Source organism: Pseudomonas mandelii (genome assembly GCF_006438925.1).
GTDB classification, from domain to species: Bacteria; Pseudomonadota; Gammaproteobacteria; order Pseudomonadales; family Pseudomonadaceae; genus Aquipseudomonas; species Aquipseudomonas mandelii_C.
The window spans coordinates 480,112-506,168 of the sequence record NZ_RCZA01000001.1 but is presented as its reverse complement, the minus strand read 5'-3'; the positions used below and the strand labels follow the sequence as shown (position 1 = coordinate 506,168).

The 26,057-nt window shown below is 58.7% G+C and carries 26 protein-coding genes and 2 pseudogenes; 10 read left to right on the top strand and 18 right to left on the bottom strand.

From position 1 onward, the window contains the following. Window positions 1-49 precede the first annotated feature (49 nt). Entirely contained in the window at window positions 50-913 is an 864-nt protein-coding gene (locus EAH74_RS02430) for an SDR family oxidoreductase (RefSeq protein WP_140675540.1), read from the top strand. A 46-nt stretch (window positions 914-959) separates the two neighbouring features. On the opposite strand, the gene EAH74_RS02425 is transcribed toward EAH74_RS02430, so the two are convergent. The 7 genes from EAH74_RS02425 to EAH74_RS02395 form a co-directional block, all read right to left on the bottom strand. Beyond that, on the bottom strand, window positions 960-1,694 hold the full coding sequence (locus EAH74_RS02425; RefSeq protein WP_140675537.1) for a hypothetical protein: 735 nt from the start codon (window positions 1,692-1,694) through the stop codon (window positions 960-962). A gap of 78 nt (window positions 1,695-1,772) precedes the next feature. Continuing rightward, window positions 1,773-2,513: a hypothetical protein gene (locus EAH74_RS02420; protein WP_140675534.1), complete on the bottom strand. Its 741-nt coding sequence runs from the start codon at window positions 2,511-2,513 to the stop codon at window positions 1,773-1,775. Window positions 2,514-2,570: 57 nt separating this feature from the next. Then, window positions 2,571-2,951 (bottom strand): RidA family protein, encoded by a 381-nt coding sequence (locus tag EAH74_RS02415; RefSeq protein WP_003229509.1) that lies wholly within the window; start codon window positions 2,949-2,951, stop codon window positions 2,571-2,573. A 24-nt stretch (window positions 2,952-2,975) separates the two neighbouring features. Beyond that, entirely contained in the window at window positions 2,976-5,081 is a 2,106-nt protein-coding gene (spoT, locus tag EAH74_RS02410; RefSeq protein ID WP_123367164.1) for a bifunctional GTP diphosphokinase/guanosine-3',5'-bis pyrophosphate 3'-pyrophosphohydrolase, read from the bottom strand. A 56-nt stretch (window positions 5,082-5,137) separates the two neighbouring features. Next, window positions 5,138-5,401 (bottom strand): DNA-directed RNA polymerase subunit omega, encoded by a 264-nt coding sequence (rpoZ, locus tag EAH74_RS02405; RefSeq protein WP_007894670.1) that lies wholly within the window; start codon window positions 5,399-5,401, stop codon window positions 5,138-5,140. A gap of 167 nt (window positions 5,402-5,568) precedes the next feature. Further along, complete coding sequence (gmk, locus tag EAH74_RS02400) at window positions 5,569-6,189, bottom strand: guanylate kinase (RefSeq protein ID WP_123367163.1); 621 nt, start codon at window positions 6,187-6,189, stop codon at window positions 5,569-5,571. A 12-nt stretch (window positions 6,190-6,201) separates the two neighbouring features. Further along, window positions 6,202-7,065, bottom strand: a complete 864-nt coding sequence (locus EAH74_RS02395; protein WP_140675530.1) for a YicC/YloC family endoribonuclease — start codon at window positions 7,063-7,065, stop codon at window positions 6,202-6,204. Between the two features lie 269 nt (window positions 7,066-7,334). On the opposite strand from EAH74_RS02395, the gene rph reads away from it, so the two are divergent. The 3 genes from rph to gltS all read left to right on the top strand — a co-directional run bounded on the left by rph (window position 7,335) and on the right by gltS (window position 10,071). After that, complete coding sequence (rph, locus tag EAH74_RS02390; RefSeq protein ID WP_010465211.1) at window positions 7,335-8,057, top strand: ribonuclease PH; 723 nt, start codon at window positions 7,335-7,337, stop codon at window positions 8,055-8,057. A 28-nt stretch (window positions 8,058-8,085) separates the two neighbouring features. After that, window positions 8,086-8,454, top strand: a complete 369-nt coding sequence (locus EAH74_RS02385) for a DUF4870 domain-containing protein (protein WP_140675527.1) — start codon at window positions 8,086-8,088, stop codon at window positions 8,452-8,454. A gap of 411 nt (window positions 8,455-8,865) precedes the next feature. Continuing rightward, window positions 8,866-10,071 carry a sodium/glutamate symporter gene (gltS, locus tag EAH74_RS02380; RefSeq protein WP_123367161.1) on the top strand — a complete coding sequence of 402 codons (1,206 nt, stop codon included), beginning with the start codon at window positions 8,866-8,868 and terminating at the stop codon, window positions 10,069-10,071. Between the two features lie 85 nt (window positions 10,072-10,156). On the opposite strand, the gene EAH74_RS02375 is transcribed toward gltS, so the two are convergent. Beyond that, complete coding sequence (locus tag EAH74_RS02375) at window positions 10,157-10,936, bottom strand: exodeoxyribonuclease III (protein WP_007934608.1); 780 nt, start codon at window positions 10,934-10,936, stop codon at window positions 10,157-10,159. 82 nt (window positions 10,937-11,018) lie between these two features. On the opposite strand from EAH74_RS02375, the gene pyrE reads away from it, so the two are divergent. Then, window positions 11,019-11,663 carry an orotate phosphoribosyltransferase gene (gene pyrE, locus EAH74_RS02370; RefSeq protein WP_123367160.1) on the top strand — a complete coding sequence of 215 codons (645 nt, stop codon included), beginning with the start codon at window positions 11,019-11,021 and terminating at the stop codon, window positions 11,661-11,663. 78 nt (window positions 11,664-11,741) lie between these two features. Here the strand turns inward: pyrE and EAH74_RS02365 are convergent, their stop codons facing one another. From EAH74_RS02365 to coaBC, 7 genes and pseudogenes are all read right to left on the bottom strand, one after another. After that, on the bottom strand, window positions 11,742-12,125 hold the full coding sequence (locus tag EAH74_RS02365; protein WP_140675522.1) for a hypothetical protein: 384 nt from the start codon (window positions 12,123-12,125) through the stop codon (window positions 11,742-11,744). Continuing rightward, complete coding sequence (locus EAH74_RS02360; protein WP_140675517.1) at window positions 12,112-12,684, bottom strand: hypothetical protein; 573 nt, start codon at window positions 12,682-12,684, stop codon at window positions 12,112-12,114. Before EAH74_RS02360 ends, EAH74_RS02365 begins: the two co-directional genes overlap by 14 nt. 17 nt (window positions 12,685-12,701) lie before the next feature. Further along, window positions 12,702-12,914: a hypothetical protein gene (locus EAH74_RS02355; RefSeq protein WP_074871958.1), complete on the bottom strand. Its 213-nt coding sequence runs from the start codon at window positions 12,912-12,914 to the stop codon at window positions 12,702-12,704. Between the two features lie 205 nt (window positions 12,915-13,119). Beyond that, window positions 13,120-14,025: an acetylglutamate kinase gene (gene argB, locus EAH74_RS02350; protein ID WP_109626724.1), complete on the bottom strand. Its 906-nt coding sequence runs from the start codon at window positions 14,023-14,025 to the stop codon at window positions 13,120-13,122. Window positions 14,026-14,050: 25 nt separating this feature from the next. Further along, window positions 14,051-15,454, bottom strand: a pseudogene (locus EAH74_RS02345) (phosphomannomutase/phosphoglucomutase); the annotation flags it as partial. A 332-nt stretch (window positions 15,455-15,786) separates the two neighbouring features. Beyond that, window positions 15,787-16,242 carry a dUTP diphosphatase gene (dut, locus tag EAH74_RS02335; protein ID WP_140675509.1) on the bottom strand — a complete coding sequence of 152 codons (456 nt, stop codon included), beginning with the start codon at window positions 16,240-16,242 and terminating at the stop codon, window positions 15,787-15,789. Between the two features lie 5 nt (window positions 16,243-16,247). After that, entirely contained in the window at window positions 16,248-17,456 is a 1,209-nt protein-coding gene (coaBC, locus tag EAH74_RS02330) for a bifunctional phosphopantothenoylcysteine decarboxylase/phosphopantothenate--cysteine ligase CoaBC (protein WP_123367155.1), read from the bottom strand. 136 nt (window positions 17,457-17,592) lie between these two features. Here coaBC and radC point away from each other — a divergent pair, with 136 nt between their 5' ends. After that, window positions 17,593-18,267, top strand: coding sequence for a RadC family protein (gene radC / locus EAH74_RS02325; RefSeq protein WP_140675506.1), 675 nt, complete (start codon window positions 17,593-17,595; stop codon window positions 18,265-18,267). Window positions 18,268-18,406: 139 nt separating this feature from the next. Here radC and EAH74_RS02320 read toward each other — a convergent pair whose 3' ends face one another. Beyond that, a complete protein-coding gene (locus tag EAH74_RS02320; RefSeq protein WP_123367153.1) occupies window positions 18,407-19,993 on the bottom strand; it encodes an ABC transporter substrate-binding protein in 1,587 nt (528 codons plus the stop codon). 445 nt (window positions 19,994-20,438) lie between these two features. On the opposite strand from EAH74_RS02320, the gene rpmB reads away from it, so the two are divergent. Beyond that, on the top strand, window positions 20,439-20,672 hold the full coding sequence (rpmB, locus tag EAH74_RS02315; protein WP_007894701.1) for a 50S ribosomal protein L28: 234 nt from the start codon (window positions 20,439-20,441) through the stop codon (window positions 20,670-20,672). Window positions 20,673-20,683: 11 nt separating this feature from the next. Further along, window positions 20,684-20,839: a 50S ribosomal protein L33 gene (gene rpmG / locus EAH74_RS02310; protein ID WP_007894709.1), complete on the top strand. Its 156-nt coding sequence runs from the start codon at window positions 20,684-20,686 to the stop codon at window positions 20,837-20,839. Between the two features lie 119 nt (window positions 20,840-20,958). Here rpmG and EAH74_RS02305 read toward each other — a convergent pair whose 3' ends face one another. Beyond that, the gene (locus EAH74_RS02305) at window positions 20,959-21,321 is read right to left on the bottom strand and encodes a cupin domain-containing protein (RefSeq protein ID WP_140675503.1); all 363 of its coding nucleotides are present in this window, start codon (window positions 21,319-21,321) and stop codon (window positions 20,959-20,961) included. A gap of 237 nt (window positions 21,322-21,558) precedes the next feature. Between EAH74_RS02305 and EAH74_RS02300 the strand changes: the two genes are divergently transcribed. Continuing rightward, window positions 21,559-23,052: an aldehyde dehydrogenase gene (locus tag EAH74_RS02300; RefSeq protein ID WP_123367151.1), complete on the top strand. Its 1,494-nt coding sequence runs from the start codon at window positions 21,559-21,561 to the stop codon at window positions 23,050-23,052. 165 nt (window positions 23,053-23,217) lie between these two features. Continuing rightward, a pseudogene (locus tag EAH74_RS02290) lies at window positions 23,218-24,361 on the top strand (MFS transporter). A 90-nt stretch (window positions 24,362-24,451) separates the two neighbouring features. Here the strand turns inward: EAH74_RS02290 and EAH74_RS02285 are convergent. After that, entirely contained in the window at window positions 24,452-26,026 is a 1,575-nt protein-coding gene (locus tag EAH74_RS02285; protein WP_140675500.1) for a phospholipase D family protein, read from the bottom strand. Window positions 26,027-26,057 lie beyond the last annotated feature (31 nt).

The window sequence follows — 26,057 nt, the reverse complement described above, 5'->3', positions numbered from 1 at the left end:
CTCATCCATTTCGGGCGCTAGTCTGTACCTTTCTTGAGGGAGTTTTCTGATGTCCGCGCCTTCTGTTTTGATCGCCGGCTGCGGTGATGTTGGCAGTCGTCTGGCTACGCAATTGATCGCTTCCGGGTGGGAGGTTTATGGCCTGAGGCGTGACGTCTCGCGCCTGCCCAAGGGGGTGATTGGCGTTGCCGGTGACTTGTTCAATGAAGACTGTCCAGCGACCTGGCCAGTCGGTGCGGTGGATTACCTGGTGTATTGCGCGGCGGCCACTGATCACGATGAGGCGGGTTACCGCGCCGCTTATGTTCAGGGTTTGCAGCACGTGCTGGAGTGGCTGGGCGACTACGGTCAGGTGCCCGACCGCCTGCTGTTTGTTTCCAGCAGCAGTGTGTATGGCCAGCAGGATGGCGAGTGGGTCGATGAGACTTCGCCTGCTGTAGCCGCTGGCTATTCAGGGCGTGTGATGCTGGAAGCCGAGCAGATTGCCCTCAATAGCGGCATTCCTGCCAGCGTCGTGCGTTTAACCGGTATCTATGGTCCCGGCCGTGAGTGGCTGTTGACCCAAGTTCGCCGCGGCTATCGCGTTGCGGTCGATCCGCCGTTGTATGGCAACCGTATTCATGCAGACGACGCGGCGGGGCTGATGGCCTGCTTGCTTGAGGCGGACCGGCGCGGCGTGGCGCTGGATGACGTCTATATCGGCGTCGACGATGCGCCAGCACCGCTGGCAGAAGTGGTAGGCTGGCTACGAGAGTATTTGGGCGTGACCGAATGGGATGACGATGCGAGCGTGCGGCGCACTGGCAGCAAGCGCTGCCGCAATGTGCGGGCCAAAGCCTTGGGCTGGACACCGAAGTACCCAAGTTACCGCGAAGGTTATGCCGCGATACTTGCCCAGGGGGAGTTGAGTTGAGCGAGCTTCTAAACAACAGGCGCCTGCGGGCGCCTTTGTTTTTGGGTCATTGTTTTACCAGCAGCCACTGGCGTGGGCCGGGGGTGAATTGGGGGATTTCGTCTGGCCGGGATTGATTGATTGCCTGGAAAATCTCCAGTTGCTTGCCTTTGCGAACGAAAATCCATGTGTCACTCAGGTCGCCCGTGCCCAGATACAAGGTGTCATTCCCTGCGCCTTGGCTGGCGCAATCACCGTCCAGGCATAACTCGTATCGATCGGTTCCCGGTAACCCTGAAACATGGCCATCTTCCGTAAACTCGACCCGCTGGCCTGTTCCGTGACTGTCGATGATTTTCCACTGCCCGCCCATATAAGCAGCGTTCAGGGCGCTCCTGAAGGTGCTACCCCACTTCGTATGCGTTTTGGCGGTCTTGCTGGGGCGACTGAACACCTGCTGGGGGACGTGCTCCTTGGCCAGTTGGGTCAGTCGCTTGCCATCCAGGCGCAGTTCGTCAGTGCCGTAGCCGTTGTAGTCGACGGTCCAGGCATTGGGTGACTTTTGCAGCAGTTGGCCTCCACCCCTCTCAAAACCGCTGCTCACTTGCGCCTTGCCGGTGCGAGTGTTGATGTCCCATTCCAGATTCCGGCCATGGGTGTTTAAGGATTCATGTAAAGACTGGCCTTGGGCCGCTGCATCGATGGCCGCCTGATTGATCCAGATACCACTGATATCCGTTTCTGCGGGAATAGAGGTGCAGCCGCCGAGCAGCAAAAGGCTGAGGACAAGCAGTGGGCGCATGTTCAATCCTTGAGAGGGGTGAAGAATTTCACGGCGCAGGCTAAAGAAAAAGGAGCCCGCAGGCTCCTATATTCTGTATCACTGTTTTTCCAGCAACCACTTGCGATCACCCGGGGTGAACTGCGGCATTTCATCCGCCTGTGCGGTGTTCACTGCCTGGAGGATTTCCAGTTCCTTGCCCTTGCGCGCAAAGATCCAGGTGTTGCCCTGACCATTCGCCTGTAGCCACATGTTGTCATTGCCGCCGCTCATCGACGCGCAATCACCGGCCAGGCACAGGGCATAACGATCCGCCCCCGGCAGGCCTGCAACCTGGCCGTCAGCCTGGAACTGCACGGTATTGCCTTCACCGGGACCGCTGACGACTTTCCAGCTGCCGCCCATGTAGGCTGAATACAGTGCGCGTTCGAAACTGGCGCCCACCGGTGCGCCCTCTGGCACCGTAACCTGCGCGCGGTCGAAGACTTGCTCCGGCTCATTGTCGCTGGCGACCTGGCTCAATTGCTTGCCGTCACGCTTCAGCTCACTACCCGAGCTGCCATAAAAGTCGACCTTCCAGGCGCCGGACTCTTCGCCTAGCAGCTTGCCATCGACGTTTTCAAAACCGTTGGTGTAGCGGGCCTGACCGGCCTTGGTGTTGACGTCCCATTCCAGGTTCGGGCCATAAGCCTGGAGCGCTTCGCGCAGGGGGCCGCCTTTGGCTGCAACATCGATGGCCGCCTGATTGATCCAGGTGCCGCTGATGTCACGGTCGGCAGGGTTGCTGGCACAACCGCCCAAGAGTAGGGCGACCAGCGAGAGAGCTAGCGCTTGGCGCATGGTGGAATCCTTTCAAAGCAAGATCGGCGCAGCCTTTAGAAGGCTGCGCCGGACGCATTACTCGATGACCAGAATGGCATCCATCTCAACCTGCGAACCCTTTGGCAGGGCTGCTACGCCGATGGCGGCGCGGGCAGGGTAAGGCTGGTCAAAGTACTTGCCCATGATCTCGTTGACCTTGGCGAAGTGGCTCAGGTCGGTGAGGAAGATGTTCAGTTTGACGATGTCCTTGAACGAACCGCCAGCGGCTTCAGCCACGGCTTTGAGGTTCTCGAACACCTGGACGGTCTGGGCTTCGAAACCTTCTACCAGTTCCATGGTTTTTGGGTCCAGAGGAATTTGACCCGACATGTAAACGGTGTTGCCGGCCTTGATCGCCTGGGAGTAAGTGCCGATAGCGGCCGGGGCCTTGTCGCTGGTAATAACTGTTTTGGTCATGAATGACTCCTTGTAATGAGTGGCTTACGCACGCATGCGAGTGATGCGAATCACCCCGGTCAGGGCGCGCAGTTTCTTGATCACGCGGGCCAGGTGCACGCGGTCGTGCACGCTGACCACCAGTTGGACCACGCTGATGCGACCATCGCGTTCGTCCATGCTGATTTTTTCGATATTGCCGTCGGCCGCGTTGACGCTGCTGGCCAGCAGGGCGATCAGGCCGCGCTGGTGTTCCAGCTCGACGCGCAGTTCGACATTGAATTCACCGGTGACATCCTTGGCCCACGAGAGCTGGATGCATTTTTCCGGGTTGTGGCGGATTTCGCTGATGTTGCGGCAGTTGTCCAGGTGCACGACCATGCCTTTGCCCGCGGACAGGTGGCCGACAATCGGGTCGCCCGGGATCGGTGTGCAGCACTTGGCGTAGCTGAGCACCAGGCCTTCAGTGCCGCGAATCGCCAGCGGGCCTTCCGAGCTCGGCAGCTGTTCGCCTTCACCAAGCAGTCGGCGGGCGACAACGTAAGCCATGCGATTGCCCAGGCCGATATCTTCGAGCAGGTCCTCGATCAGTTCCAGGCGGTACTCGGTGAGCATCGCCTTGACGCGCTCGGCTGCTACTTTCTCCAGCGAGCTGTCGAACCCGTTGAGAACCTTGTTCAGCAGGCGTTCGCCGAGGCTGATGGATTCGGAGCGGCGTTGCAGTTTCAACGCATGGCGGATGTGAGTCCGCGCCTTGCCGGTGACCACGAAGTTGAGCCACGCCGGATTCGGTCGAGCCCCGGGGGCGCTGACGATCTCGACCGTGGAGCCGCTTTGCAGCGGTTCGGACAGCGGTGCGAGACGTCGATTGATCCGACAGGCAATGCAGCTGTTGCCCACGTCGGTGTGCACCGCGTAAGCGAAGTCGACCGCCGTGGAGCCTTTGGGCAGCTCCATGATCCGGCCTTTGGGCGTGAACACGTAGACCTCGTCCGGAAACAGGTCGATCTTCACGCTCTCGATGAATTCCAGCGAGTTTCCGGCGCGTTGCTGCATCTCCAGCACGCCTTTGACCCACTGGCGGGCGCGGGCGTGAGTGCCTTTTGGCTGCTCGTCGCCGCTGGATTTGTACAGCCAATGGGCGGCAATGCCGTTGTTGGCCATCTCTTCCATTTCACGGGTACGGATCTGAATCTCGATCGGTACACCGTGCATGCCGAACAGCGTGGTGTGCAGCGACTGGTAGCCGTTGGCCTTGGGGATCGCGATGTAATCCTTGAAGCGCCCCGGCAACGGTTTGTACAAATTATGCACAGCACCCAGTACGCGGTAGCAGGTATCGACCTTGTCGACGATGATCCGGAACGCATAGACGTCCATGATCTCGTTGAAGGCCCGACGCTTGCCGCGCATTTTCTTGTAGATGCCGTAGAGGTGTTTTTGACGACCGCTGACCTCGCCCTGAATGCCGTCGATGGCCAGGCAGTGGCTGAGGGATTCTTCGATCTTGTTGACGATTTCCTTGCGGTTGCCCCGGGCGCGTTTGACCGCCTGGTTGATCCGTGCGGAACGCATCGGGTGCATGGCCTTGAAGCCGAGGTCTTCGAATTCTATGCGGATGGCGTGCATGCCCAGCCGGTTGGCGATAGGCGCATAGATTTCCAGGGTTTCCTTGGCGATCCGTCGGCGTTTTTCGCCGGACAGGACTTCCAGGGTCCGCATGTTGTGCAGACGGTCGGCCAGTTTGACCAGAATCACGCGAATATCGCGGGCCATGGCCATGGCCATTTTCTGGAAGTTTTCAGCCTGGGCTTCGGCCTTGGTCTCGAAGTTCATCTGGGTCAGTTTGCTGACCCCGTCGACCAGTTCGGCCACGGTTTCGCCGAATTGCGCTTGCAGCGCTTCCTTGGCAATACCGGTGTCTTCGATCACGTCATGCAGCATCGCAGCCATCAGGCTCTGATGGTCCATGTGCATGTCGGCAAGAATATTCGCAACCGCGAGTGGGTGCGTGACGTACGCCTCACCGCTGCGGCGGCGTTGGCCATCGTGGGCTTGTTCGGCGTAGAAGTACGCTCGGCGGACCAGGTTGACCTGGTCCTTGCCGAGGTAGGTCGATAAGCGATCGGCGAGGGCGTCTATGCTCGGCATGATGAAACCTGCCGTTCGCTGTGACCCCGCGCCGTGCTACGTCGACCAGGCATGGCTTAGACTGCCTCGTTGGACTCGTCCTCGAACGCTGCGAACAGCGGTTCGTCTTCGACGATTTCAGCGTTGGCGATGAACTCGTAGCTCATCAGGCCTTCAGCGATTTCACGCAAGGCTACAACGGTAGGCTTGTCGTTTTCCCACTGAACCAGTGGCTCTTTGCCGCCGGTGGCCAGTTGACGGGCACGCTTGGTAGACAGCATGACCAGCTCAAAGCGGTTTTCCACGTGGTTTAGGCAATCTTCAACGGTTACGCGGGCCATGGTATTCCTCGGAGCGAATGCAATATGCGCGCTGCCCGGTTGGGCGAGCGGACTCAACAGTTTAAAAAATCACCAGCGATTAGGGAAGCGCTGATTTTTTGACCAAGCCCTTCAACGCGCTGCAAGTGCCAATGTAAAGCCCTTGCAGCGGTTTTGGGAAGAGCTGTTTAGCCGAGCAATTCGGCCAAAAGTTTTCCGTGACGCTGCTGCTGGCGCTTCTGATGAAGCTGATTGGCACGGAAAATCGCCTGTAAATCGCGCAGTGCGTGGGCGAAATCGTCGTTGATGATCAGGTAATCGTAGTCGACGTAGTGACTCATCTCGCTGACGGCTTCGCGCATCCGCCCGTCAATGATCTCGTCGCTGTCCTGGCCGCGATTGGTCAGGCGCTGGTGCAAGGCTTGCAGGGACGGCGGCAGAATGAAGATCGAACGAGCCTGGGGCATCAACTTGCGCACTTGCTCAGCGCCTTGCCAGTCGATTTCCAGGATCAGGTCGTGGCCTGCGTCGAGGGTCTGCTGCAAGTGGCTTTGCGAGGTGCCGTAGAGATTGCCGAACACTTCGGCGCGCTCCAGGAAGTCGCCATGTTCACCCATCTTTACAAACGCTTCGCGGGAGACGAAGTGATAGTTCACGCCGTTCACTTCCCCGGGGCGCATGGCGCGGGTGGTGTGGGAGACGGAGACACGGATCTCCTGATCGGAGTCGGTCAAGGCCTTTACCAGGCTGCTCTTGCCCGCGCCCGAAGGTGCGGAAATGATGTACAGGGTGCCGGTGCTGTGGGTCATGTCAGGGTTGCCTTACTCAATATTCTGCACTTGTTCGCGCATCTGCTCGATCAACACTTTGAGGTTGACCGCCGCCTGGGTGCTGCGCGGGTCGAAGGCTTTGGAGCCCAGTGTGTTGGCTTCGCGGTTGAGCTCTTGCATCAGAAAGTCCAGGCGCCGACCGGCAGCACCACCGGATTTGAGTACCCGGCGAACTTCGATGATGTGAGTGCTCAGGCGATCCAGTTCTTCGGCGACGTCGCTCTTTTGCGCGAGCATGACCATTTCCTGCTCCAGCCGCTGCGGATCCATCTCGGCCTTCATGTCGGCGAAGCGGTCGAGGACTTTCTGGCGCTGGGTTGCAAGCATCTGCGGGACCAGTTCACGCAGGGTCACCACGTCTTCTTCAATAGAGGTCAGTCGATCGTTGATCAACCGCGCCAGCTCCGCGCCTTCGCGCTCGCGGCCGGCCTTGAGTTCTTTCAGGCCTTCGTTGAACAGCGCCAGGGCTTCGGCATTCAGGGCTTGCGGGTCGGTCGCGTCGCCCACCAGCACGCCGGGCCAGGCCAGGACTTCCAGCGGGTTCAGCGCGGCCGGGTTTTTGATCAGACCGGCGATGGTCTCGGCGGCGGCGACCAATTGCGCGGCGCGCTCGCGGTCCACTTGCAGGGGTTTGTCGGTATTTTCTTCGGTGAAGCGCAAGGTGCATTCGAGCTTGCCCCGGGAGATTCCCTGGCGCAGGGCTTCGCGGACCGCGCCTTCGAGGTCGCGAAAGGACTCTGGCAAACGCAAGTGCGGCTCCAGGTAGCGGCTGTTGACCGAGCGCAGTTCCCAGCTCAGGGTGCCTTGGGTGCCGGCTTTTTCGACGCGGGCGAAGGCGGTCATGCTGTGCACCATGGAGGTACCTCGCAATGCAGGTTCATGCGTTACCAAAGGTTTCGCAGGCCTGATCTATATGAATTTAAGCCCAGAGGCAGCAAAGGCGCAGGATTGTAGCGCAGTGGGGCGAATGCGCCCAAACACACGGAGTGACAAAGGGCTGCAGGCCGTCGGTAAAGCGCTATTCAGGGCCTTCAGTCGTCGGGGGATTTTTTAGAAGTGCCCACTCACGGCCCTGCGGCTCTATAATGCTCCGCAGTTTTCCGTCCCCCGTACAGGTATTCCCTATGAAACGTCCAAGTGGTCGCGCTGCCGATCAGCTCCGCTCGATCCGCATTACCCGCAACTACACCAAACACGCCGAGGGATCTGTACTGGTCGAGTTCGGTGATACCAAAGTCATCTGCACCGTCAGCGTCGAGAACGGCGTGCCGCGTTTCCTCAAAGGTCAGGGCCAAGGCTGGTTGACCGCTGAATACGGCATGCTGCCGCGCGCCACTGGCGAGCGTAACCAGCGTGAAGCGAGCCGTGGCAAACAAGGCGGCCGCACCCTGGAAATCCAGCGTCTGATCGGTCGTTCCCTGCGCGCTTCGCTGGACATGTCCAAGCTGGGCGACGTTACCCTGTACGTCGATTGCGACGTGATCCAGGCTGACGGCGGCACCCGCACCGCGTCCATCACCGGCGCCATGGTTGCACTGGTCGATGCCTTGAAAGTGATCAAGAAGCGCGGCGGCCTGAAAGGCGGCGACCCGCTGAAGCAAATGATTGCTGCCGTATCGGTGGGTATGTACCAGGGTGAGCCGGTACTCGACCTCGACTACCTGGAAGACTCGGCCGCCGAGACCGACCTGAACGTAGTGATGACCAGCACGGGCGGCTTCATCGAAGTCCAGGGCACTGCCGAAGGCGCACCGTTCCAGCCGGAAGAGCTGAACGCTATGCTGGAACTGGCGAAGAAAGGCATGACCGAAATCTTCGAACTGCAAAAGGCTGCACTGGCCGATTGATCGGGCCGCTCCACACAAGGAGGACGTTATGAGTGACGAGCAACAGCTGCTTCCCACACCGAGCAAAGAGGTTCGGCAGTGGGCGATGTTCTGTCACTTGTCCGCCTTGCTGGGGATCTGGGTTCCGTTCGGCACGTTGATCGGCCCGCTGATTCTCTGGCAGATGAAGCGCGAGATGGACCCGTTCATCGATGCGCAGGGCAAGGAGGCGCTGAACTTTCAGATCACCGTCGCCATTGCTTCCGCCATCTGCTTGCTGCTGATGGTGGTGATCGTCGGGTTCTTCCTGTTCGGTTTGTTAGCGATTGGTGCGCTGGTGCTGACGATCATCGGCGGCGTGAAGGCCAATGAAGGGGTGCCTTACCGGTATCCGTTCACTTGGCGGCTGATCAAATAGCGATCAGCGTTAGATTCCCTTGTGGGAGCGACCGCTGTGTGAAAATGCAGTTCGCCACGCTTTAAAGCAAATGCCCTGACTTGTCGGGGCATTTGTTTTTTTGTATTGGATTAACTTCCCAAACGTTGCCGTTAGCAATATCCAGCTGCCGCAGGTATTGCTACGCACTGTCGCACTTACACTTCTAGTCACAACTGCTTTCGCCACTGCACCGCCTATGTGCTTGGTAATGAGACTTCGCGGTTGATAAAGTTGCCCCAAGTAATATTCCTTCAGAAATATTTCGATATATTCGGACCATTGAAGGTCCTTGAATTTAAAGTAAATCAGTGTTGAGAAGATCAATCTGTTCATGAGGCGTGTCCAGGTAAAAAGTTCGCCTCTGAACGTATATATAAAAGAATAATCCCGATGGTTCAGCTCGATTTTTATGGAACACTTGTGGCCGCCTCTTTAGTGCTGTTATTGGGGCGCGGACTAGTCACCCGAATTGGTTTTTTACGCAACTACAATATCCCTGAACCTGTAGCAGGCGGCCTGGTGGTTGCTCTGCTTCTCCTGGCTTTGCGGGGACTTGATATTGACGTCCGATTTGACACCTCACTGCAAACTCCCTTGATGTTGGCTTTTTTTGCCACCATCGGCTTGAGCGCAGACTTCGCCAGCCTGAAGAAAGGCGGGCGCGTAGTGGGAATCTTTCTACTGGCGGTCACCACGCTTTTGGTGGTCCAGAATGCCATGGGCATCGCGCTTGCAAAAACGTTGGGACTCGATCCTTTGATGGGCCTGCTGACAGGCTCGATTACCTTGGCGGGTGGTCACGGTACAGGCGCTGCGTGGGGAACGGTGTTCAGTGAGAAGTACGGTCTGGCTTCTGCCTCTGAGCTCGCGATAGCCTCTGCGACGTTTGGCCTGGTATTAGGCGGCTTGATTGGTGGTCCGGTCGCTCGCCTGCTCATCAAACGTGTCCAGGTGCCCGGCCTCAAGCAAGAAAAGCCACGGCTGCCAAAGGGCTTTGAGCAACCGAACAAAGAGCGCTCGATCACGCCATTTTCGTTTATCGAGACACTCGCTCTGATCGCGGTCAGCTTGCTGGTTGGTTCTATCCTGAATGGTCTGCTCCAAGGAACTGCATTTGAGCTGCCGACGTTCGTTTGCGTCTTGTTCGTGGGTGTGATTTTACGGAACGGGCTTTCAGCGTTTGGCTTGTATCAGGTGTTTGAGCGTGAAGTTTCCGTGTTGGGGAATGTCAGCTTATCGCTGTTTCTGGCGATCGCTCTGATGTCGCTCAAACTGTGGGATCTGGCAGCACTGGCTTTGCCGATCTTTATCATCCTGGCTGCGCAAGCGTTGATCATGGCACTGTTTGCGATTTTCGTGACATTCAGAATGATGGGTAGCAACTACGATGCAGCAGTTCTGGCGGCGGGGCACTGCGGTTTCGGATTAGGAGCAACGCCAACTGCCATCGCTAACATGCAAGCGGTGACACAGCGTTATGGACCTTCGCAGATAGCGTTTCTAGTGGTGCCAATGGTGGGTGCTTTCTTCATCGACATCATTAATGTCATCGTGATCAAGTTGTATCTGGCGCTGCCGTTTTTCGCCGCTGTTTGAAGGTATAGCGCATAAGAAAAATGCCCGTATCTTTCGATACGGGCATTTTCGTCAACCGGTCAGCAGGTTTTCGTGTCAGCGAAACCTAGATAGTCAGCGTCCAGTCGTAGTCCACGATCAGCGGTGCGTGCTGCGAGAACCGTGGCTGACGAGGCAAGCGCGCGCTACGTACGAAACGGCGCAGACCCGGCGTCAGCAACTGATAGTCGAAACGCCAACCGAGGTTGAGCATTTCAGCCTGTTCGTTATCCGGCCACCAGCTGTACTGGTCACCTTCACGGCTGACTTCGCGCAGGGCATCGACATAGCCCATGTTGCCGACAATCTCGTCCATCCAGGCGCGTTCAGGTGCCAGGAAGCCCGGGGATTGCTGGCTGTCACGCCAGTTTTTGATATCCAGCTTCTGTTGCGCCACGTACAGCGAGCCACAGTAAATGTACTCGCGACGTTTGCGTCGCTGTTTATCCAGATAACGGGCGAAATCGTCCATTAGCTTGAACTTCTGGTTCAAGTCTTCATCGCCGTTCTGCCCCGAAGGGAGCAGTAAGGTCGCGATGCTGACCTTGTCGAAATCGGCTTGCAGGTAGCGCCCGTAGCGGTCGGCCGTCTCGAAGCCGAGACCGCTGATGACTGCCTTCGGTTGCAGCCGCGAATACAAAGCCACGCCACCTTGGGCGGGAACTTCGGCTTCGCAGGCATAAAGGAAGTAGCCATCCAGTTGGAAGGCTGGATCGTCCAGTTCAAAGGCGGAGGCGCGGGTGTCCTGCAGGCAGATGACGTCGGCATTCTGTGCTTGCAGCCAACTGAGCAACCCTCGCTCCACTGCAGCCTGAATACCATTGACGTTCACACTGATGATCCGCATAAATGGCCCCAAAAATCGCGTGCGTGTATGATACACGGCGTCAACCTAATTAGCTAAATCCGTGGTATTTGGGGTTTTTTTCATGCAAGCGTATCAGCGCGATTTCATTCGTTTTGCCATCGATCGCGGCGTTTTGCGCTTCGGCGAGTTCACCCTGAAGTCCGGACGCACCAGTCCTTACTTCTTCAATGCCGGCCTGTTCAACTCGGGCTCGGCTCTTGCGCAGCTGGGTCGTTTCTACGCGGCAGCCATCATCGAGAGCGGTATTTCGTTCGATGTATTGTTTGGCCCGGCGTACAAAGGCATCCCTTTGGCGGCGACCACCGCAGTGGCCTTGGCCGAGCATCATGATCGTGATTTGCCATGGTGCTTCAACCGCAAGGAAGCCAAGGCTCACGGCGAAGGCGGCAGCCTGGTCGGCGCACCGTTGACCGGCGACGTGCTGATCATCGACGACGTGATCACCGCTGGCACTGCCATCCGTGAGGTGATGCAGATCATCGCCTCTCAGGACGGCGCCAAGGCGGCGGGTGTGCTCATCGCCCTGAACCGTCAGGAGCGTGGCAACGGCGAGTTGTCGGCCATCCAGGAAGTGGAGCGTGACTTCGGTATTCCGGTGATCAGCATTGTTTCGCTGAACCAGGTGCTCGAATTCCTGGCTGACGATCCGCAGCTCAAGCAACATCTGCCGGCGGTTGAAGCCTACCGCGCGCAGTTCGGCGTCTAACCACAATCCCTTGTGGGAGCGGCGTACAAAAAAAGACCCCGCTCAGCCAGTCCGAGCGGGGTCTTTTGTTTTATGTCGTCAGCGCAGTCTTTGCCATTTTCCTATTAGTTTTAGTGCCAATCCCAGGTTGAACAGCGCAAACACCAGCAGTGCCAGGACGACTAGCACGTAGAGCGTACGATCCACGTCGAAATCCCACAGATCCAGCGTGCTGCTTCCCATGATCCTCACGGCGGCAGGGAAGTTGACGTAAAACAGCGCCGCGAAGGCGGCCGTCAGTGGAAGAGCGCGGCCGAACAAAACGTTCATTACTGTTTTGCGGCTGCGTTTTCTGGCAAGCGCACCTGGCTGTTTTTCATCCAGTTCCAATGCTTCTTGCAGCCTTGGCCACGCCAGGTTGAACATGAAGGTGGTCAGGGTCAGCAGCAAACCGCTGACCGCGACGATGTCACTGAACGGCATTCAGGCCCAGTGTCTGGCACAACAGCGCGTGGGAATCTTCACTGATTTCAAACTGCCCGGCGCTGCCTTTGCGTTTTGTAATGGGTTTGAAAGTCGGCTCGTTCTGGGTGATCAGCATGTTCAGTTCATCACGGATGACGTCAGAGCTGATCACCACCAGATAAACCGTCTGCGCATGCTCTGCCGTTTCGATCACGGCCCTCATGCTGTGTTGAAGGATCTCGTCCAACTGATTGCGAAAGCGCGAAACCGTGTTTTTCAGCAGGGTTTTGCTTTGGCTCTGGGTCAGCTGAAAAATCGTCGATATCTGGGATTCGGTCGGCAATGTCTGCCCGAAGTAGCTTTGAATCAGATACAGCAAGCGGTCCTGTTTCGCTTCATCGGCCCGACTCGGCATGCCGCCTTCTACCAGCATTTTCAAGTATTCGGTCAGGCTCGCCTTGGCGATTCGCTGCAGGGCGTGGGCGATTTCGTGGTCGGAGATCCTCAGGGTCTTTTTGACCGGCTCCTTTTGCTCGAGGTCGAATGCCTGGGCGTCAATCGTGAACGAGATCTGCATGGTTCAGGCTCCCGTGATTACTTGGAAGGCTTGTTTGGATACGGATCTGCCACGGCGTCACCTTGGCCGGTCAGGATATTCCAGCCATTGAGTACGTGGGTGCTTGGTTTGAAGTCTGGACACGGCGGAAGCGAAGTCTTTGACTGATTGGTGTATTCGCGCCCGCAGTCTGCGCACTCGTAAGTGCCTGCTGAAACATCACTGCCGTAGGGAACGTGGTCTTTTTTCATGGGGAAGATCTCCTGTGGATACAGGGAGGATCCTATGCAGATTTGTTCTTTCGCGATGTCGGACGTTTCGTTGACTCAGGTAAGACATTTCCTATGCGCATAAAAAAGATCGCAGACTTCGTCAGCTCCTACAGAGTTTTCGTACATCCGAAAATCCGCTTTTGTAGGAGCTGCCGAAGGCTGCGATCTTTCAAGGCTCTATAAATCAGGGACGCTTGCGATTACTGATCAAAGTACCCACGCCCGTATCGGTGAAGATCTCCAGCAGAATCGCATTCGGCACCCGGCCATCGATGATCAACGAGCTGCCCACGCCACCTTGCACGGCTTCCAGCGCGCAACGGATCTTCGGCAGCATGCCGCCGTAGATGGTGCCGTCGGCGATCAAATCGTCGACCTGTTGGGTGGTCAGGCCGGTCAGGACCGTGCCCGACTTGTCCATCAGGCCGGCGATGTTGGTCAGCAGCATCAGCTTTTCAGCTTTCAGCGCTTCGGCGACTTTACCGGCCACCAGGTCAGCGTTGATGTTGTACGACTCGCCGTTGGCGCCGACACCGATTGGCGCGATCACCGGGATGAAGTCACCTTTGACCAGCAGGTTCAGCAGGTCGGTGTTGATCCCGACCACTTCGCCCACCTGACCGATGTCGATGATTTCCGGTTGAGTCATCTCCGGCGTTTGGCGGGTCACGGTGAGCTTTTTCGCACGAATCAGCTCGGCATCTTTACCGGTCAGGCCGATGGCGCTGCCGCCATGACGGTTGATCAGGTTGACGATGTCCTTGTTGACCTGGCCGCCGAGGACCATTTCCACCACGTCCATGGTTTGCGCGTCAGTCACGCGCATGCCATCGATGAAGTGGCTCTCGATCGACAGACGCTTGAGCAGGTCGCCGATTTGCGGGCCGCCACCGTGAACCACCACCGGGTTAATGCCGACGGCTTTCATCAGCACGATGTCGCGGGCGAAGCCGGTTTTCAGCTCCTCGCTTTCCATCGCGTTGCCGCCGTATTTGATCACCAGCGTCTTGCCGACATAGCGGCGAATGTAAGGCAGCGCTTCGGACAGGACCTTGGCGGTGTTGGCGGCGGCTTCGCGTTCGAGGGTCATTCAGGGCTCCGGGTGCTTCGTTAAATCAGAACGGTAATTGGAGATCAGGTGCAACACGCTTCAACTGGACTTTGAACACGTCCTTGATGCGTTGCAATTCCGCCTCGTCATCGGCCTCGAAGCGCAGCACCAGCACCGGTGTGGTGTTGGACGCGCGCACCAGGCCCCAGCCTTTGGCGTAGTCGACTCGCACGCCGTCAATGGTGGTCAGGTCGGCGCCTTCGCCCCACTTCGCGTCGTGCAGAGCATCAATGATGCTGAATTTGCTCTCTTCGGTCACATGGATATTGATTTCCGGCGTAGAAATATCGTTCGGGAAGGTCGCAAACAGCTCTTCCGCGGTGGATTTTTCTTTGCTGAGGATCTCCAGCAGACGCGCGGCGCTGTAAATGCCGTCGTCGAAACCGAACCAGCGCTCCTTGAAGAAGATGTGGCCGCTCATTTCGCCGGCCAACAGGGCGCCGGTTTGCTTCATTTTCTTTTTGATCAACGAGTGACCGGTCTTCCACATGAGCGGACGACCGCCGTATTCCTTGATCAGCGGTGTCAGGCGACGGGTGCATTTGACGTCGAAAATGATTTCCGCGTCAGCATTGCGCGCCAGTACGTCACGGGCAAACAGCATCAGCAGGCGGTCCGGGTAGACGATGCTGCCGGTGTTGGTCACCACGCCGACGCGGTCGCCGTCGCCGTCGAAGGCCAGGCCCAGGTCAGCGTTGGTTTCCTTGACCTTGGCGATCAGGTCCACAAGGTTTTCAGGCTTGCCCGGATCCGGATGGTGGTTCGGGAAGTTGCCGTCGACGTCGCAGAACAGCGGGATGACTTCGCAGTTCAGGGCTTCGATCAGTTGCGGGGCGATCACGCCGGCGGCGCCGTTACCGCAATCGACCACCACCTTCAGGCGGCGGGCGAGTTTGATGTCCTGGACGATTTCGGTGTTGTAGCGGTCGAGGATCTCGACCTGGGTGATGCTGCCCTTGCCGCTGCTCAGGTTGTTGGTCTTGAGGCGTTCGTGCAGGGCCTGGATCTGTTCGTTGGCCAGGGTGTCGCCAGCGATGACGATCTTGAAGCCGTTGTAGTTCGACGGGTTGTGGCTGCCGGTGAGCATTACGCCGGATTTGCCGGCCAGCACGTTGGCGGCGTAGTACAGCGCAGGCGTTGGCACCAGGCCGACGTCGCTGACGTGGCAACCGCTGTCGGCGAGGCCTTTGATCAGTTGTTCGACCAGTTCTGGACCGGACAGGCGACCGTCACGGCCGACGGACACGTTGGGTTCGTCCTGGGCCAGGCTCTGGGAGCCGATGGCGCGACCGAGCCAATAAGCGGTTTCAGCGTTCAAGAATTCCGGGACGGTGCCGCGAATATCGTAGGCGCGGAAGATGCTGTCGGGGAACTTGGGTGCGACTTGGGCTGGGGTGCTCATTACTGGAAATGCTCCATCTCGAAGGGTGGCTGGACCTGCTGCGAAGAACTCGTCGACAGGCTCAAACTGAAGGGTATGACGGCTTTTTCCACTGAGAGTTCGTGGTGTGTAAAGGCCATGACCCCGACATCAGCGTGTAATGGAACGGCCAATGCGTTGATTTTCAGTGATAAACCTTCCAGATGACGTCTGTGCAATTCAGTGCAAAACCTGTGGGAGCGAGCAGGCTCCGGGCGGCGTTCCGACGATAGCGGACTCGCAGGCGACATCTTTGTCGAATGTGCAACCGTCATCGTCGGAACGCCGCCCGGAGCAGGCTCGCTCCTACAAGGAAATCATCAATGGCTGCCGGAATGCCCGAAACCGCCAGTGCCACGCTCGGTTTCAACGAACTCTTCGACCATCTCGAAGTGCGCTTGAACCACCGGCACCAAAACCAGTTGAGCCAAACGTTCGCCGACCACGATGTTGAAGTCGGTCTGGCCACGGTTCCAGCACGACACCATCAGCGGGCCTTGATAATCGGAGTCGATCAGGCCGACCAGGTTGCCCAGCACGATGCCGTGCTTATGGCCCAGGCCCGAGCGCGGCAGAATCAGCGCCGCCAGGCCTGGATCACCGATGTACACCGACAGGCCGGTAGGAATCAGCAGGGTTTCGCCCGGCTTGATGACGGTGTCTTTTTCCAGCATGGCGCGCAGGTCGAGGCCGGCGGAGCCTGGCGTGGCGTACTGCGGCAGCGGGAAATCGGTACCGATGCGAGGGTCGAGGATCTTGGCTTGCAAAGTGTGCATGTAAATTAAACCTGGTTCAGACGTTCGGCGATAAAAGTGATCAGCTGGCGAGCAATCTTGCTCTTGCTGGTCTGGGCGAAAAGTGTGGCGTGTAGCTGGCGGTCGATCACGCTGCAGGCGTTTTCTTCGCTGTTGAAGCCAATGCTCGGGTTGGCGACGTCGTTGGCGACGATCAAATCGAGGTTCTTGTCTTTCAACTTGCGTGCAGCGTAATCGAGCAAGTGTTCGGTTTCGGCGGCGAAACCGACACTGAACGGACGGTCAGGGCGAGTGGCAATGGTGGCCAGAATGTCTGGGTTACGCACCATCTGTAGCAACAAGCCGTCGCCGTTCGTAGGGTCTTTCTTGAGTTTCTGTGGGGCGACGACTTCCGGGCGGTAATCCGCGACCGCTGCCGAGGCGATGAACAGGTCGCAAGGGATCGCGGCTTCACACGCGGCGAGCATGTCGCGGGCGCTGACCACGTCGATGCGGGTGACGCGATCCGGGGTCTGCAGGTGCACCGGGCCGGTGATCAGGGTTACGCGGGCGCCGGCTTCCACCGCGGCCTCGGCCAGGGCAAAGCCCATTTTTCCGGAGCTGTGGTTAGTGATGTAGCGCACCGGGTCGATGTTTTCCTGGGTCGGGCCGGCGGTGATCAGCACGTGTTTGCCGGTCAGCGCCTGACGCTGGAAGCAGTCTGCCGCGCACTGGGCGAGGTCGGTGGCTTCGAGCATGCGGCCCATGCCGACGTCGCCGCAGGCCTGGCTGCCGGAGGCTGGGCCGAAGGTTTTCAGGCCACGGCTTTCGAGGGTTTGCAGGTTGGCCTGGGTGGCCGGGTCGCGCCACATGGCCTGGTTCATCGCCGGGGCAACGGCGACCACGGCGTCGGTGGCCAGCACCAGCGTGGTCAGCAGGTCGTCGGCAATGCCTTGGGCCAGGCGGGCAATGAGGTCCGCGGTGGCGGGGGCGATCAGCACCAGGTCGGCCCATTTGGCCAGTTCGATGTGGCCCATGGCGGCTTCGGCCGCGGGGTCCAGCAGGTCGAGGTGGACCGGGTGGCCGGATAAGGCCTGCATGGTCAACGGCGTGATGAACTCGCTGCCGCCACGGGTCATGACCACGCGCACTTCGGCGCCCTGGTCGATCAGTCGGCGAACCAGGTCGGCGCTCTTGTAGGCAGCAATGCCGCCGCCGACGCCCAGAACGATGCGTTTCCGATACAGCCGCTGCATAGGTCTGCCTTTCATTTCGTTGATGACTGCATGGCGATACCCCCTCCCCAGGAGTGAAATCGCCCGCAAAAAAGATGGGCTACGATATCACAGCGACCGCTACGGAACAGCGGCGCCCACAGACCAGGGAGGTGCTATGAGTATTCGTGATTGGCCGGCGGCGGAGCGGCCGCGGGAGAGGTTGCTTGAGTTGGGCTCGGGGAGTCTTTCGGATGCCGAACTGCTGGCGATTTTTTTACGAACGGGCGTGTCGGGTAAAAGCGCGGTAGATCTGGCGCGACACCTGTTGAGTCAGTTTGGCAGCCTGCGCTCACTGCTCGAGGCCGATCAAGCAGCATTCAGCAGGCAGTTGGGGCTCGGGCCGGCGAAATTCGCTCAGTTGCAAGCGGTCCAGGAAATGAGCCGGCGGCATTTGGCCGAACGTGCGCGCCAAAAATCGGCGCTGGAAAATCCGCAGGCGGTTCGTGATTACCTGAAGTCAATGCTGCGTCATGAGCCTCACGAGGTGTTCGGCTGTCTTTTTTTGGATTCCAGGCATCAAGTGCTGGCCTTTGAAGTGCTGTTTCGCGGATCCATCGACAGCACTAGTGTCTATCCGAGACAAGTGGTTAAGCGCGCGTTGGCCCACAACGCCGCAGCGTTGATCCTCTGCCATAACCATCCGTCGGGTAATACCAACCCCAGTCAAGCCGACCGAACGCTGACCAAGCGCCTGCAAGAGGCGCTGGACCTGATCGATGTGCGGGTGCTCGACCATTTCATCATCGGTGACGGCGATCCGCTGTCTATGGCCGAGTACGGGTGGATGTGAGCGAGGTTTTCGGAGTTAAGTGAGTCCCATGTGGGAGCGGGCTTGCTCGCGAAGGCGTCGTGTCAGTCGATATCAATGTCTACTGACAGACCGCTTTCGCGAGCAGGCTCGCTCCCACAGGGATTTGTGTCGGGTCGGATTACTTGAGGTTGACCTTCGAGTAGTCCTGGCGGCCGAACGGGCTGACCGAGTAACCCTCAACGTCCTTGCGTGTCAGCGCAAAGGCAGTCGGGTGGGCCAGCGGCAGCCACAGCGCCTGCTGCTGGATCTGTGCCTGGGCCTGTTCGTAGAGCTTGGTACGCACACCTTGCTCGCCGGTGGTCTTGCCGGCGCTGATCAGCTTGTCCAGGTCCTGGTTGCAGTAGCGTGCGAAGTTGGTGCCGGATTTTACCGCGGCGCAGGAAAACTGCGGGGTGAGGAAGTTGTCCGGGTCACCGTTGTCGCCGGCCCAGCCCATGAACAACAGGTCGTGTTCACCGGCCTTGGCGCGGCGAATCAGTTCGCCCCATTCGATCACCCGGATCTCGGCCTGGATGCCGATTTCCGCGAGGTCCGATTGCAGCATTTGAGCGCTGAGGCTCGGGTTCGGGTTGAGCAGACTGCCAGAAGGTCGGGTCCAGATGGTGGTCTGGAAACCGTCCTTGAGCCCGGCCTTCGCCATGAGTGCTTTGGCTTTTTCGACGTCATGCGGATAACCCGGCAGGCCTTTGGCATAGCTCCAGGTGTTCGGCGGGTACGGACCGTTGGCAGGTTGGGCGGTGTCTTCGAACACGGCTTTGACGTAGTTGGCCTTGTCGAACGCGAGGTTGATCGCCTGGCGCACTTCAGGCTTGTCCAACGGCGGATGCTGGCTGTTGATGCCGACGAACGCGGTCATGAAGGCGTCAGTCTTTTCCACTTTTAGGGTCGGTTCTTTCAGCGCCGCCTGTACGTCCAGAGGCTTGGGCGACAGGGCGATCTGGCACTCGTTGCGGCGCAATTTCTGCAAACGCACGTTGGCGTCAGGGGTGATGGCGAAAATCAGCGGATCCACCGAAGGCTTGCCACGGAAGTAGTCCGGGTTGGCCTTGTAGCGGATCGAGGCATCTTTCTGGAAGCGCGTGAAGATGAACGGCCCGCTGCCGATTGGCTGGCTATTGAGCTTCTCCGGGGTGCCGGCCTTCATCAGTTTATCGGCGTACTCGGCGGAGTAGATCGAGGCGAAGCCCATGCTTAGCGTCGGCAAGAAGGTCGAGTCCGGGTGGTCGAGGGTAAAGCGTATGGTCAGCGGATCGAGCGCGTCGATCTTCTTGATCAGCGCCGGCAGCTGCATCGACTGGGCGTGTGGGAAGCCGCTTTGGGCGACTTTGTGCCAAGGGTTTGCCGGGTCGAGCATGCGGTCGAAGCTGAACTTCACGTCCTCGGCGGTCAGGTCACGCGTCGGGCTGAAGTATTCAGTGCGGTGGAATTTCACCTGCGGGTGCAATTTGAAGACATAGGTCAAGCCGTCGGGCGTGACTTCCCAGCTGTCCGCGAGGCTGGCAACCACTTTGCCGCTGGCGGTATCGAAGTCCACCAAGCGGTTCATCAGCACGTCGGCCGAGGCGTTGGTGGTGGTCAGCGAGTTGTATTGCACCACGTCGAAGCCTTCCGGGCTTGCCTCGGTGCAGACGCTCAGCGCGTCGGCATGGGCCAATGGGCTCAGCAGAAGAGGGGCGAGCAACAGCGGTAGGGCAGCGAGGCGCATGGTCGGATTCCTTTACAGATCGAAGGCCCATCTGCAAGTGCAGTCTGGAAAAGGCTTACCCTAGTGGGCTCTTTTGCAAATGACTATCCCCTTTTTCATTTTAAGGGGACTATGTGCGCTTGTTTTCGGTGATGCGGGCCGAGGAAAACCCAGAATCGGTCGGTTGGCCGATTCTCTGCGACGAGCGGTCTTCATCGACCACAGCCTTTATCCTAGGCGCTCGGAGCCCGAAAAATGGGGAATTTATCAAGTCCGCGCACACGGAATGTTGTTGCTCTCCAGTCTTTCTGGTATAAAGCAGCGCTCTTTTCTAGGGGCCCGGTTCCTTCACTGTAGGTGTAGCCGGTAAGACCTCTAAAGAAACGCGGCGCCTGGCGCCAAATGACTGAGAGATTAAGCGGCCAACCCATGCCGGGTTGGGCATGTGGTTTTAGAGGGCTGAGGCATGTCGAGAGTATGTCAAGTTACCGGTAAGGGTCCGGTGACTGGGAATAACATTTCCCACGCAAACAACAAAACCCGTCGTCGTTTCCTGCCGAACCTGCAGCATCACCGCTTCTGGGTTGAAGAAGAGAAACGTTTCGTGCGTCTGCGCGTATCTGCCAAAGGCATGCGTATCATCGACAAGCGTGGCATCACTGTCGTGCTGGCCGAAATCCGCAAAGCTGGCAAGATCTAAGGGAGCTAATCATGCGTGAATTGATTCGTTTGATTTCGAGCGCCGGTACTGGTCACTTCTACACTACCGACAAGAACAAGCGCACTACTCCGGACAAAATCGAGATCAAGAAATTTGATCCGGTTGTTCGTAAGCACGTGATCTACAAAGAAGGCAAAATCAAGTAATTGATTTTTCCCTCTTACGAAAAAGGCCCGTATCGCGAGATACGGGCCTTTTTTGTGCCTGCAGATTATGTGTTGCCTGTCAGGACGCCTTCGCGAGCAAGCCCAAACAACAAAAATCCTCAAGCCTTCTGTTCAAACACCACATAGATCTTGCGGCAAGCTTCCAGCACTTCCCAAGTCCCGCGAAAGCCCGCCGGGATCACGAAGCGATCGCCCACGCGCAGGGTCTTGCCGTTGCCTTCGTTGTCGCGCAGCACTGAAACACCCTGAACGATCTCGCAGTATTCATGCTCGGTGTAGTTCACATGCCACTGGCCGACTTCGCCTTCCCACACGCCTGCGCTCATCTGGCCGCAAGGGCTGTTGTAGTGGTTGTACACTGCTTGTTCGGGGTCGCCCTTGAGGACTTTCGCCGGGTCTGGTCGATAACGATCGGGCAAGGTGGTGGCCTGGCTGAAGTCGACGATGTCCTGGATGCTCATTCTTGTAATCCCCCGTGATTGCGGCGCGATGGCTGGAAAGTCCAAAGTCTATGTTTATTAAAATGAACACCGCAAGGCCGTTTGCCGACCTTATGTCAAATATATTGAAACAACCCCGGCCACTGGTTTAGGGTGGCGGTTGCCTTGGGCCGAAAAAGCAGGCTGGCCGGGCAGAATTCCTGAGGACGCCCGCGAAGACCGCGGGGCGCTCGTATTCAATAAGAGGAGGACACTCGAATGACCACCCTGACTCGTGCCGATTGGGAACAACGGGCTCGCGATTTGAAGATCGAAGGCCGCGCCTACATCAATGGCGAATACACCGATGCCGTCTCCAGCGAGACCTTCGAGTGCATTAGCCCGGTCGATGGCCGTCTGCTGGGCAAGATTGCCAGCTGTGACGCCGCCGACGCCCAACGTGCTGTTGAAAACGCCCGCGCCACTTTCAATTCCGGCGTCTGGTCGCGCCTGGCACCGACCAAACGCAAAGCCACCATGATTCGTTTCGCCGGCCTGCTGAAACAGCACGCCGAAGAGCTGGCCCTGCTTGAAACCCTGGACATGGGCAAGCCAATCAGCGATTCCCTGTACATCGACGTTCCTGGCGCGGCGCAAGCGCTGAGCTGGAGCGGTGAAGCCATCGACAAGATCTACGACGAAGTGGCGGCCACTCCCCACGACCAGTTGGGTCTGGTGACTCGCGAGCCGGTCGGCGTGGTCGGCGCCATCGTGCCGTGGAACTTCCCGTTGATGATGGCGTGCTGGAAACTCGGTCCGGCGCTGTCCACCGGTAACTCGGTGATCCTCAAGCCATCCGAAAAATCCCCGTTGACCGCCATTCGCATCGCTGCGCTGGCCGTTGAGGCCGGTATTCCGAAAGGCGTGCTGAACGTCCTGCCAGGCTACGGTCACACCGTCGGCAAAGCCCTGGCCCTGCACAATGATGTGGACACCCTGGTGTTCACCGGTTCGACCAAAATCGCCAAGCAACTGCTGATCTACTCCGGCGAATCGAACATGAAACGCGTCTGGCTCGAAGCCGGCGGCAAGAGCCCGAACATCGTGTTCGCCGATGCTCCGGATCTGCAAGCTGCCGCTGAATCGGCTGCCGGCGCCATCGCCTTCAACCAGGGCGAAGTCTGCACCGCCGGCTCGCGCCTGCTGGTGGAGCGTTCGATCAAGGATAAATTCCTGCCGCTGGTGATCGAGGCCCTCAAAACCTGGAAACCGGGCAACCCGCTGGACCCGGCAACCAACGTCGGCGCGCTGGTGGATACCCAGCAGATGAACACCGTGCTGTCCTACATCGAATCCGGCCACACCGACGGCGCCAAACTGGTGGCAGGCGGCAAGCGCATTCTTCAGGAAACCGGTGGCACCTACGTTGAGCCGACCATTTTCGACGGCGTCAGCAATGCGATGAAAATCGCTCAGGAAGAAATCTTCGGCCCAGTGTTGTCGGTGATCACTTTCGATACCGCCGAAGAAGCCATTGCGATTGCCAACGACACCCCTTACGGCCTGGCCGCAGCGGTGTGGACCCAGGATATTTCCAAGGCCCACCTGACCGCCAAGGCACTGCGCGCCGGTAGCGTGTGGGTCAACCAGTATGACGGCGGCGACATGACGGCCCCGTTCGGCGGCTTCAAGCAGTCCGGCAACGGTCGCGACAAGTCGCTGCATGCGTTCGACAAGTACACCGAGCTCAAGGCGACCTGGATCAAGTTGTAAGTCGGTTTTCTTAACGACGTAGATCCCTTGTGGGAGCGAGCCTGCTCGCGAAGACGGTGTAACAGTCAACATTGATGTTGAATGTGCTGGCCTCTTCGCGAGCAGGCTCGCTCCCACATTGTTTTGTGTCGGGCCTGAAAAATAATATCCACAGGAGCGTGGGAAATGCGTTGGGCGACTTATTTCGCCGTGTTGGCGTCTGTCTTGAGTGTCGGCCTGGCGCTGGGCGTCAGCATGCCGTTGGTGTCGTTTCGCCTGGAAAGCTGGGGTTACGGCTCATTCGCCATCGGTGTGATGGCAGCGATGCCCGCCATTGGCGTATTGCTGGGGGCCAAGATTTCCAGCCATCTGGCCGCGCGGCTGGGCACGGCCAATCTGATGCGTCTGTGCCTGTGGGCCGGGGCGTTGTCCATCGGTTTGCTGGCGCTGTTGCCGAGCTATCCGGTTTGGCTGGTATTGCGGTTGATGATCGGGGTGATCCTGACCCTCGTCTTCATCCTCGGCGAAAGCTGGATCAACCAGCTGGTGATCGAACAATGGCGCGGGCGACTGGTGGCGCTGTATGGCAGCAGCTATGCGCTGAGTCAGCTGGCCGGGCCGTTGCTGCTTGGCGTACTGGGCACGGAGCACGATTACGGATTCTGGGTCGGCGTCGGTTTGCTGATGGCGGCACCGTTCCTGTTGATGAGCCGCAGCGGCGCGCCGACCAGTGAAGCCTGCAGCGTGACCTTCAGCGACTTGCTGGGTTTCTGCCGTGGCCTGCCGGCGATTGCCTGGGCGGTTTCGCTGTTCGCAGCGTTCGAAGCGATGATCCTGACGTTGTTGCCGGTTTATTGCCTGCGTCAGGGCTTTACGACGGAAATTGCGCTGGCGATGGTCAGCACGGTGGTGGTGGGTGATGCCTTGCTGCAATTGCCGATTGGCGCACTGGCTGATCGCTTGTCCCGACGTACGTTGTTCACCGGGTGTGCGGTGGTCCTGCTGATATCGAGCCTGGCCATCCCGTTGTTGATCGACACGTTGCTGATCTGGCCGTTGTGGGTGTTGTTCGGTGCCAGTGCGGGCGGCTTGTTCACCTTGTCACTGATCCTGATCGGCGAGCGCTATCGCGACGATGCACTGGTGCGCGCCAATGCGCACATCGCGCAGCTGTGGGGTATCGGTTGCCTGGTCGGACCGCTGGCGGCCGGCGCCGGCAGTCAGTGGATCAGCGGGCATGCGTTGCCACTGCTGATGGCGGCCGGTGCGTTTGGCCTGGTGATTTTGCTGTCGCGGCAGGGGGGCGTTTGGCGCGGTGCAGCCCGCATAGATCAAAAGATCGCAGCCTTCGGCAGCTCCTACATGGGCGCGGCGCACACCCGAGCTGCCGAAGGCTGCGATCTTTTGATCTTGTGCCCTTCTACAACATCCGCTCAAGGCCGACGGTGGTGCTCATCCATGCATTGAAGCGCCGCCACCAGCTCCCCGGCTCCTTGGTCAGCGTGTGCAGTTTGCCGTCATCTTCGGTGACCCAGACAATCTGGCCATTTTCCAGCTGGGCATGATAACTGAGGGCTGGCGCCATGCCCTCCAGCGCCAATTCGCGCACCCGTCTGGCGAGTTGCGGATTGTCCACCAACACCCCGACTTCGGTGTTCCACAGTAATGAGCGCGAATCAAAATTGAACGAGCCGATGAAGGCTTTCTGTTGGTCGAAAATCATCGCTTTGCTGTGCAGGCTGGAGTCGGAGCCGGGGGAGGACCCGGTGTGAAACAGGCTCGGTCCACTGCCGCTGCTGCCATTGTCGCCGGGCTGGCGGCGTAATTCGAACAACTGCACACCATGCTCCAGCAAGGTTTTGCGATAAGGCGCATAACCACCATGCGCGGCGGGTACGTCGGTGGCTTCCAGTGAATTGGTCAGCAAAGTGACCGACACGCCGGCATCGGCACGACCGACCAGGTACACCATTCCCGGTTCGCCGGGCACCATGTAGGCCGAAACCATGATCAGCTCCTTGGTGACCCCTTTGAGCTCGGGTGCCAACTGGGTGGCCAGCAGCAAGTGCGGGTCCGGCTCACCCTTTACCAGCACCTTGCTCGGTGCATCCCACAACGCCTGGTTCCAGGCCCAGATCAGCTCCCGAAGCCAGACATCCAGGCTTGGGTGAGTGGTGTAGGTCATCAATTGTTGATAGAGCGCGTGATTCTGTTTGCGCGTTTCCTCCAGGGATTCGTCCAGCCGGGTCCGGGTATTTTGCAGATCCTTGGCTGTCGGCCTGGTCCAGAGAAACTGCTCGATCGGCTTGCTCAGAGCACTGTTCCAGTACTCGTCAAAGCTATGTCCCAGCTGTTCTGCAACCGGGCCGACGCTGAGCATGTCGATGTCGGTGAAATTCAGATTGGACCCGGCATCGAAATACTCGTCCCCCAGGTTGCGCCCACCCACGATCGCTACGCTGTTGTCCGCCACCCACAGTTTGTTGTGCATGCGACGGTGTTGCTGCGACAGGTTGAACAGCCGACCCATCGTTCGCGTCACCACGGTGCTGCGGCCCAGGTGCAGCGGATTGAACACGCGGATTTGAATCTTCGGGTGTGCGGCGAGGGTGGCGATGATTTGGTCCAGGCCATCGCTGGTGGTGTCGTCTAGCAGAATCCGCACCCGCACGCCGCGGTCGGCGGCCATGAGCAACTCGCTCACCAGTATCCGAGTGCTGATGCCGTCGTGGACGATGTAGTACTGCAAATCGAGGCTGCTCTGTGCACTACGAATCAGCTCGGCACGGGCGGTGAAAGCTTCGGCGCTATCGGAGAGCAGGCGAAAGCCCGATTGGCCCTGATGGGGGGCGGCCTTGGCCTGGATGGAACGGCCGAACGCCGAGTCCGCCGCTGGCAGGGCCTGACTCGGTTCAAGAGGAACGTTGAGTGTCGTACAGCCACCAAGGAGCGAGGTGAGTAACAGAAAAGCGAGCAGGGGCTGTCTGATTCTCACGGCGCTAATTCCGGGTGGTGGCGGTTAGCAT

Excerpts from the sequence above, each read along its gene's own strand:
- EAH74_RS02430 (WP_140675540.1), top strand. The coding sequence starts at position 50 with ATGTCCGCGCCTTCTGTTTTGATCGCCGGCTGCGGTGATGTTGGCAGT.
- EAH74_RS02425 (WP_140675537.1), bottom strand. The coding sequence starts at position 1,694 with ATGCGCCCACTGCTTGTCCTCAGCCTTTTGCTGCTCGGCGGCTGCACC.
- EAH74_RS02420 (WP_140675534.1), bottom strand. The coding sequence starts at position 2,513 with ATGCGCCAAGCGCTAGCTCTCTCGCTGGTCGCCCTACTCTTGGGCGGT.
- EAH74_RS02415 (WP_003229509.1), bottom strand. The coding sequence starts at position 2,951 with ATGACCAAAACAGTTATTACCAGCGACAAGGCCCCGGCCGCTATCGGC.
- spoT (WP_123367164.1), bottom strand. The coding sequence starts at position 5,081 with ATGCCGAGCATAGACGCCCTCGCCGATCGCTTATCGACCTACCTCGGC.
- rpoZ (WP_007894670.1), bottom strand. The coding sequence starts at position 5,401 with ATGGCCCGCGTAACCGTTGAAGATTGCCTAAACCACGTGGAAAACCGC.
- gmk (WP_123367163.1), bottom strand. The coding sequence starts at position 6,189 with ATGACCCACAGCACCGGCACCCTGTACATCATTTCCGCACCTTCGGGC.
- EAH74_RS02395 (WP_140675530.1), bottom strand. The coding sequence starts at position 7,065 with ATGGTGCACAGCATGACCGCCTTCGCCCGCGTCGAAAAAGCCGGCACC.
- rph (WP_010465211.1), top strand. The coding sequence starts at position 7,335 with ATGAAACGTCCAAGTGGTCGCGCTGCCGATCAGCTCCGCTCGATCCGC.
- EAH74_RS02385 (WP_140675527.1), top strand. The coding sequence starts at position 8,086 with ATGAGTGACGAGCAACAGCTGCTTCCCACACCGAGCAAAGAGGTTCGG.
- gltS (WP_123367161.1), top strand. The coding sequence starts at position 8,866 with ATGGTTCAGCTCGATTTTTATGGAACACTTGTGGCCGCCTCTTTAGTG.
- EAH74_RS02375 (WP_007934608.1), bottom strand. The coding sequence starts at position 10,936 with ATGCGGATCATCAGTGTGAACGTCAATGGTATTCAGGCTGCAGTGGAG.
- pyrE (WP_123367160.1), top strand. The coding sequence starts at position 11,019 with ATGCAAGCGTATCAGCGCGATTTCATTCGTTTTGCCATCGATCGCGGC.
- EAH74_RS02365 (WP_140675522.1), bottom strand. The coding sequence starts at position 12,125 with ATGCCGTTCAGTGACATCGTCGCGGTCAGCGGTTTGCTGCTGACCCTG.
- EAH74_RS02360 (WP_140675517.1), bottom strand. The coding sequence starts at position 12,684 with ATGCAGATCTCGTTCACGATTGACGCCCAGGCATTCGACCTCGAGCAA.
- EAH74_RS02355 (WP_074871958.1), bottom strand. The coding sequence starts at position 12,914 with ATGAAAAAAGACCACGTTCCCTACGGCAGTGATGTTTCAGCAGGCACT.
- argB (WP_109626724.1), bottom strand. The coding sequence starts at position 14,025 with ATGACCCTCGAACGCGAAGCCGCCGCCAACACCGCCAAGGTCCTGTCC.
- dut (WP_140675509.1), bottom strand. The coding sequence starts at position 16,242 with ATGCACACTTTGCAAGCCAAGATCCTCGACCCTCGCATCGGTACCGAT.
- coaBC (WP_123367155.1), bottom strand. The coding sequence starts at position 17,456 with ATGCAGCGGCTGTATCGGAAACGCATCGTTCTGGGCGTCGGCGGCGGC.
- radC (WP_140675506.1), top strand. The coding sequence starts at position 17,593 with ATGAGTATTCGTGATTGGCCGGCGGCGGAGCGGCCGCGGGAGAGGTTG.
- EAH74_RS02320 (WP_123367153.1), bottom strand. The coding sequence starts at position 19,993 with ATGCGCCTCGCTGCCCTACCGCTGTTGCTCGCCCCTCTTCTGCTGAGC.
- rpmB (WP_007894701.1), top strand. The coding sequence starts at position 20,439 with ATGTCGAGAGTATGTCAAGTTACCGGTAAGGGTCCGGTGACTGGGAAT.
- rpmG (WP_007894709.1), top strand. The coding sequence starts at position 20,684 with ATGCGTGAATTGATTCGTTTGATTTCGAGCGCCGGTACTGGTCACTTC.
- EAH74_RS02305 (WP_140675503.1), bottom strand. The coding sequence starts at position 21,321 with ATGAGCATCCAGGACATCGTCGACTTCAGCCAGGCCACCACCTTGCCC.
- EAH74_RS02300 (WP_123367151.1), top strand. The coding sequence starts at position 21,559 with ATGACCACCCTGACTCGTGCCGATTGGGAACAACGGGCTCGCGATTTG.